Raw genomic sequence first — 5,555 nt, forward strand, 5'->3', positions numbered from 1 at the left:
GAGACAGATCCTGGCCTGAGGAATTTCCGTTTGGGGAGGGGCGGCCGCGGCAATGTGGCCGCCTTCTTCTTTTTGGCGCAATGATCGCTGATCGATAGCCAATGCGGCTGACAATTTTCCGGGCCATTTGCGCATTGATGATCGCGGCACTCCCGGCCTTTGCCGGCGAGAAGGTGGATCTGGTGCGTGTCCACAAAGCCGAACGCCGGCTGGAACTCATCGGCGACGGCAAGATCCTGCGCAGCTACGGCATCGCACTCGGCGGCGATCCTGTCGGGCATAAGCACCAGGAGGGCGATCAACGCACGCCCGAGGGGAACTATGTCCTCGACTGGCGCAACCCGAACAGCATCGCGCACAGATCGATCCATATTTCGTACCCCAATACCGACGATCTGGCGGCCGCCAGGGCGCGCAATGTCGACGCGGGCGGCATGGTCATGATCCACGGCCAGCCAAACGGTTATGGCTGGTGGGGCTGGCTGCTTCAATTGGTCGACTGGACCGACGGCTGCATTGCGGTTACGGACTCCGATATGGACGAAATCTGGGCGATGGTGGCCGATGGCACACCGATCGAGATCGAGCGGTAGGCAATGAGTGGCAAGATGAACTGGTTGCCGGTCGATCTGAAATCGAGCGGTAAGCAATGAGCGACGACTCTTCCAAGAGTGAAGATAGGGCGATCTGGCCGCCGATCGATCCGATCTCGGCCGGCCTGCATGGCCGTTGCCCGCGCTGCGGCGAGGGGCGGCTATTTTCCGGCTTCCTCACCGTCGGCAAGCGATGCGTCAATTGCGGCCTCGATTATTCCTACGCTGATGCCGGCGACGGGCCGGCGGTGTTCGTGATCCTGATCATCGGCTTTATCATCGTCGGCCTGGCGCTCTGGGTAGAAGTCACGTTCAGCCCGCCGCTCTGGCTGCATCTGCTGGTCTGGATTCCGCTGGCTGTTGTGCTGTGCTTGACGGCGCTGCGGCTGATCAAGGGCGTGCTGCTGACGCTGCAATACCGCAACCAAGCGGCCGAGGGCCGGCTGGATCGCGGCGAATGAGCGAGGCTTCCATTAAAACTGACGGTCGTTCGCGGCCGCGATCGGCATTGCTGCTCGGCCTTGGCCTTGTGCTGTTCCTGATCCTGCTGGTGCTCGGCACCTGGCAGATGCAGCGCCTGTATTGGAAGGAAGGCCTTCTGCAGACCATCGACCAGCGCACCCATTCGGCTCCGTTGCCGTTGGTTGCGGTCGAGAAAGAGTTCGCCGCCACCGGCGATGTCGATTATACGCCTGTCACCGTCACCGGCACGTTCCTGCATCAAGGCGAACGCCATTTCTACGCGACCTGGGAGGGTGATGCCGGCTTCAATGTCTACACGCCGCTGGCGCTCGACGACGGACGCTTCGTCCTGATCAATCGCGGCTTCGTGCCTTACGATCTGAAGGACGCCGCCAAGCGCGCCAAGGGACAGGTGGCTGGCAGTGTGACGGTCACCGGGCTGGCCCGCAACCCGCTGCCGGGCAAGCCGTCGATGATGCTTCCCGACAACGACGTGGCGAAGAACATCTTCTACTGGAAGGACCGCGACGTGATGGCTGCAAGCGCCGGTCTGCCGGCGGGCGCCGCGCTGGTGCCGATCTTCATCGACGCAGACAAGACGCCAAACCCAGGCGGCTTGCCGGTTGGCGGCGTCACCATCATCGACCTCCCGAACAGCCATCTCCAATATGCGATGACTTGGTACGGGCTTGCCGCGGCGCTCGCAGCCGTGCTCATCCTGCGGCTTCGCCGTCCCGCGAAAGACGAATGAACGCGGCTGATGCCCCCTTTCAACCGATGCCCTTGACAGGGCAGGGGTGCGCACTTCATTTCGGCTTTGATCAACCGGCCCGGATTTAATGCTTCAGACAACCACCAAACCACCTCTGACGATCCGGCTCTGCCAGCCGCGCGGTTTTTGCGCCGGTGTCGACCGTGCCATCCAGATCGTCGTGCTGGCGCTGAAGAAATATGGCGCGCCGGTCTATGTCCGCCATGAGATCGTGCACAACCGCTACGTCGTCGAGGGGCTGCAAAGCCTTGGCGCCGTCTTCATCGAGGAACTCTCCGAGATACCGGCCGAACATCGGCAGTCGCCCGTCGTGTTCTCGGCGCATGGCGTGCCGAAATCGGTGCCGGCGGATGCGAAGGCGCGCAATCTCTTCTATCTCGATGCCACCTGCCCGCTGGTGTCGAAGGTCCACAAGCAGGCGATGCGCCATCAGCGGCTCGGCCGCCATGTGCTGTTGATTGGTCACGCCGGTCATCCCGAAGTGATCGGCACCATGGGCCAACTGCCGGACGGAGCGGTGACGCTGATCGAAACCGAAGCCGATGCCGCAAAGCTCTCGCCCGCCGATCCGCAGGCGCTCGGCTTCGTTACCCAGACCACATTGTCTGTCGAGGACACCGCCGGCATCATCCGCGCCTTGCAGGATCGCTTTCCGGCGCTGCAGGCACCAGCGGCGGAATCGATCTGCTATGCCACCACCAACCGCCAGGAAGCCGTCAAGGACACCGCGCCGGGCGCCGATCTCTATCTGATCGTCGGCGCCCCCAATTCCTCCAATTCGCGACGCCTTGTCGAAGTGGCGGAGCGTGCGGGCGCTACGATGTCGCTTCTCGTGCAGCGCGCCGCCGAGATTCCGTGGAATGACATCGGCAACATTTCGACGCTTGGCCTGTCGGCCGGCGCGTCGGCGCCCGAAATCATCGTCGACGAGATCATCGACGCGTTCCGGCAACGCTTCGATGTCACGATCGATCTTGCCATCACGGCCACGGAAACCGAGGATTTTCCAGTCATGCGGGTCCTGCGCGATGTCGAACTGACGCGGGCCGACATGGCCTTCGTCAATGGAGCCGCGTAAGGCACATGGCGGTCTACACCGACGTTGCGGAAGGCGAACTCGGCGCATTCCTGAAGCACTATCCGGTCGGCGATCTCCTGTCCTACAAGGGCATCGCCGAAGGCACCGAGAACTCGAACTTTCTGCTGCACACCTCCAGCGGCTCCTACATCCTGACGCTCTATGAGAAGCGCGTCGAGAAGGCGGATCTGCCGTTTTTTCTGGGGCTGATGGGCCATCTCGCCAACAAGGGCGTGTCCTGCCCGCTGCCGGTGACCGCGCATGACGGCAGCGTCATCGGCACGCTCGCCGGCCGGCCGGCGGTCATCATCACCTTCCTGGAAGGGCTTTCGTTGCGGCGGCCCACAGCAACGCATTGTGCCGAGGTCGGCAAGGCATTGGCGCAGTTGCATCTGGCCGGTGCCGATTTTTCGATGACGCGTCCGAATGCCCTGGCCATCGACGGCTGGCGCAAGCTCTGGGATGCAGCGCGCGATCGCGCAGACGAGGTCGAGCCGGGCCTAGCGGCCGAGGTCGATGCCGACTTTGCCGATTTCGAGCGCAACTGGCCGAAGGACCTTCCCAAAGGCATCATCCACGCCGATCTTTTCCCGGACAACGTTTTCTTCCTCGGCGAAAAACTGTCCGGCCTGATCGATTTCTATTTCGCCTGCGACGACCTCTACGCCTATGATGTCGCCACCTGTCTCAACGCCTGGTGCTTCGAGAAGGATTTTTCCTTCAACCTCACCAAGGGCAAGGCGCTGCTCGCCGGCTACCAGAGCGTCCGGCCCCTGAGCGACCAGGAACAAGCTGCGCTGCCGGTGCTGGCGCGCGGTTCGGCGTTGCGCTTCATGCTGACCCGGCTGTACGACTGGCTGACCGTCCCCGATGGCGGGCTGGTGATGAAGCGCGATCCGACCGAATACATCAGAAGGATGCGGTTCCACCGGGCGATCAAATCTCCTTCGGAATATGGATTGGCCTGATATGGGGTATCATGAGCAAACTGGTTGAGATCTTCACCGACGGCGCCTGTTCGGGCAATCCCGGCCCTGGCGGCTGGGGCGCGATCCTGCGCTTCAACGGCACCACCAAGGAGCTTTCCGGCGGCGAAGCCGAGACGACCAACAACCGCATGGAACTGTTGGCCGCCATTTCGGCGCTGAACGCGCTGAAGGAGCCGTGCACGGTCGACCTTCACACCGACAGCAAGTATGTCATGGACGGTATTTCCAAGTGGATCCACGGCTGGAAGAAGAACGGCTGGAAGACCGCCGACAAGAAGCCTGTGAAGAACGGTGAACTTTGGCAGGCGCTCGACGAGGCCAACAAGCGCCACAAGGTCACCTGGAACTGGGTCAAGGGCCATGACGGTCATGTCGAGAACGAGCGCGCCGACGAGCTTGCGCGCGAAGGCATGGCGCCGTTCAAGAAAGGTCCGTTCAAGCCTGCAGCAGCGGCAAAGCCTGCTGCGCCGGCCAAACAACCGGCAATCGCGAAAGTGCGGCGCTCTACCCAGAGCTATTGATTTCCGGAGCGGCGCGGCTCTCAGGTACGAAGAAGCGGATCAGCCGGCGGGGGTGGCAACTACTACGATATCGGCGCGCACCGCGTTATCTACTGCTGGCTGCCGATCGACTGGCCAGCGCAGTTGTAGACCCTTATCGGATCAGCAGCGCCGTGCCCCAAAGCCCAAGTGCGAACACGGTGTGCGACACCAGATTCAGCGCCCGGATCAGCATCGGGTTGGGCCGCTTCGAGGCCGCCCAGCCGGCGCCCATGCCGGGTGCCAGCAGGAACCAGCCGGCGCCGACGGTGACGATGCCGAGGATGAAGGCCGGCAGGAATGTCGGCGCGGCAAGCCAGCCCGCTCCGGCCAGCACCACCAGGATGATGCCGTAGACGATGCCGACAAAATAGTGAAAGGCCCAACCCAGCGCCTTTTCATGCACGTACGGTGCGGCACCGCCGATATCGTCGTGGAAGACCTTGTCACGGAGATGCCAGACCCAGCGACCGACCGGCCCCCAGTTCGGCCGTGGCTGGCCGAACGCCTTGTGCAGGAAGATGGCCCAGAGATCCATCAGGACGGTGGCGCCGATGCCGATCGCGATAGCGCGCCAGAACATGTCAAACATCGCTAGAATCCCCCCAAACGCAAGCCCTGGGCTACAAGCGCGATCGTCGTTCCACACCCCACGCCGCGCTGAACTTCAGAGCTGTCCCAGAATATGAGCCGCGCCGGACTCGTCGACACCAGGCTTGGTCTCGACATTGAGCGCGGTGACCTTGCCGTCGTCGACGATCATCGAAAACCGCTTCGAACGCAGCCCCATGCCGCTGGCGGAAAGGTCATTGTCGAGGCCTACCGCCTTGGCGAAATCGCCACTGCCGTCGGCGAGGAACATGATCTTGCCCTCACCGCCGGTGAAGTGCGCCCAGGCGCCCATGACATGGACGTCGTTGACCGAAACGACGGCGATGGTGTCGACGCCGCGCGCCAGGATGGCATCGTGGTTCTCGAGATAACCCGGCAAATGGTTGTTGCTGCAGGTCGGTGTGAAGGCGCCGGGAACCCCAAACAGCACGACCTTCTTGCCCGGGAAGATCTCGGCCCCGGTGATCGGCTTGGCGCCATCGGCGGCTCTCTTCTTTAAGGACACCTCCG

The 5,555-nt window shown here is 62.7% G+C and carries 8 protein-coding genes; 6 read left to right on the top strand and 2 right to left on the bottom strand.

Going from position 1 to position 5,555, the window contains the following annotated elements:
* Positions 1–101: 101 nt before the first annotated feature.
* From EN984_RS20890 to rnhA, 6 genes are all read left to right on the top strand, one after another.
* Complete coding sequence (locus tag EN984_RS20890) at positions 102–593, top strand: L,D-transpeptidase family protein (RefSeq protein WP_127270319.1); 492 nt, start codon at positions 102–104, stop codon at positions 591–593.
* Between the two features lie 56 nt (positions 594–649).
* Positions 650–1,054, top strand: coding sequence for a DUF983 domain-containing protein (locus EN984_RS20895; protein ID WP_127270316.1), 405 nt, complete (start codon positions 650–652; stop codon positions 1,052–1,054).
* Positions 1,051–1,806 (top strand): SURF1 family protein, encoded by a 756-nt coding sequence (locus EN984_RS20900; protein ID WP_164748751.1) that lies wholly within the window; start codon positions 1,051–1,053, stop codon positions 1,804–1,806. The genes EN984_RS20895 and EN984_RS20900 overlap by 4 nt, the downstream gene beginning before the upstream one ends.
* Before the next feature lie 88 nt (positions 1,807–1,894).
* Positions 1,895–2,905 (top strand): 4-hydroxy-3-methylbut-2-enyl diphosphate reductase, encoded by a 1,011-nt coding sequence (gene ispH, locus EN984_RS20905; RefSeq protein WP_023808604.1) that lies wholly within the window; start codon positions 1,895–1,897, stop codon positions 2,903–2,905.
* A 5-nt stretch (positions 2,906–2,910) separates the two neighbouring features.
* Positions 2,911–3,873 carry a homoserine kinase gene (locus EN984_RS20910; protein WP_127270022.1) on the top strand — a complete coding sequence of 321 codons (963 nt, stop codon included), beginning with the start codon at positions 2,911–2,913 and terminating at the stop codon, positions 3,871–3,873.
* Between the two features lie 11 nt (positions 3,874–3,884).
* Positions 3,885–4,415 (top strand): ribonuclease HI, encoded by a 531-nt coding sequence (rnhA, locus tag EN984_RS20915; RefSeq protein ID WP_127270020.1) that lies wholly within the window; start codon positions 3,885–3,887, stop codon positions 4,413–4,415.
* Between the two features lie 133 nt (positions 4,416–4,548).
* Here rnhA and EN984_RS20920 read toward each other — a convergent pair whose 3' ends face one another.
* Both EN984_RS20920 and EN984_RS20925 read right to left on the bottom strand, forming a co-directional pair.
* The gene (locus EN984_RS20920; protein WP_127270018.1) at positions 4,549–5,025 is read right to left on the bottom strand and encodes a DUF2938 domain-containing protein; all 477 of its coding nucleotides are present in this window, start codon (positions 5,023–5,025) and stop codon (positions 4,549–4,551) included.
* 75 nt (positions 5,026–5,100) lie between these two features.
* Positions 5,101–5,550 (bottom strand): peroxiredoxin, encoded by a 450-nt coding sequence (locus EN984_RS20925; RefSeq protein ID WP_127383922.1) that lies wholly within the window; start codon positions 5,548–5,550, stop codon positions 5,101–5,103.
* Positions 5,551–5,555 lie beyond the last annotated feature (5 nt).

Source organism: Mesorhizobium sp. M7A.F.Ca.CA.004.12.1.1, assembly GCF_003997835.1.
In the GTDB taxonomy this organism is placed as follows: Bacteria; Pseudomonadota; Alphaproteobacteria; order Rhizobiales; family Rhizobiaceae; genus Mesorhizobium.

Bases quoted from the DNA above. Each gene is read 5' to 3' on its own strand.
- EN984_RS20910 (WP_127270022.1), top strand. From the start codon at position 2,911: ATGGCGGTCTACACCGACGTTGCGGAAGGCGAACTCGGCGCATTCCTG.
- EN984_RS20900 (WP_164748751.1), top strand. From the start codon at position 1,051: ATGAGCGAGGCTTCCATTAAAACTGACGGTCGTTCGCGGCCGCGATCG.
- ispH (WP_023808604.1), top strand. From the start codon at position 1,895: ATGCTTCAGACAACCACCAAACCACCTCTGACGATCCGGCTCTGCCAG.
- EN984_RS20890 (WP_127270319.1), top strand. From the start codon at position 102: ATGCGGCTGACAATTTTCCGGGCCATTTGCGCATTGATGATCGCGGCA.
- EN984_RS20895 (WP_127270316.1), top strand. From the start codon at position 650: ATGAGCGACGACTCTTCCAAGAGTGAAGATAGGGCGATCTGGCCGCCG.
- EN984_RS20920 (WP_127270018.1), bottom strand. From the start codon at position 5,025: ATGTTTGACATGTTCTGGCGCGCTATCGCGATCGGCATCGGCGCCACC.
- rnhA (WP_127270020.1), top strand. From the start codon at position 3,885: ATGAGCAAACTGGTTGAGATCTTCACCGACGGCGCCTGTTCGGGCAAT.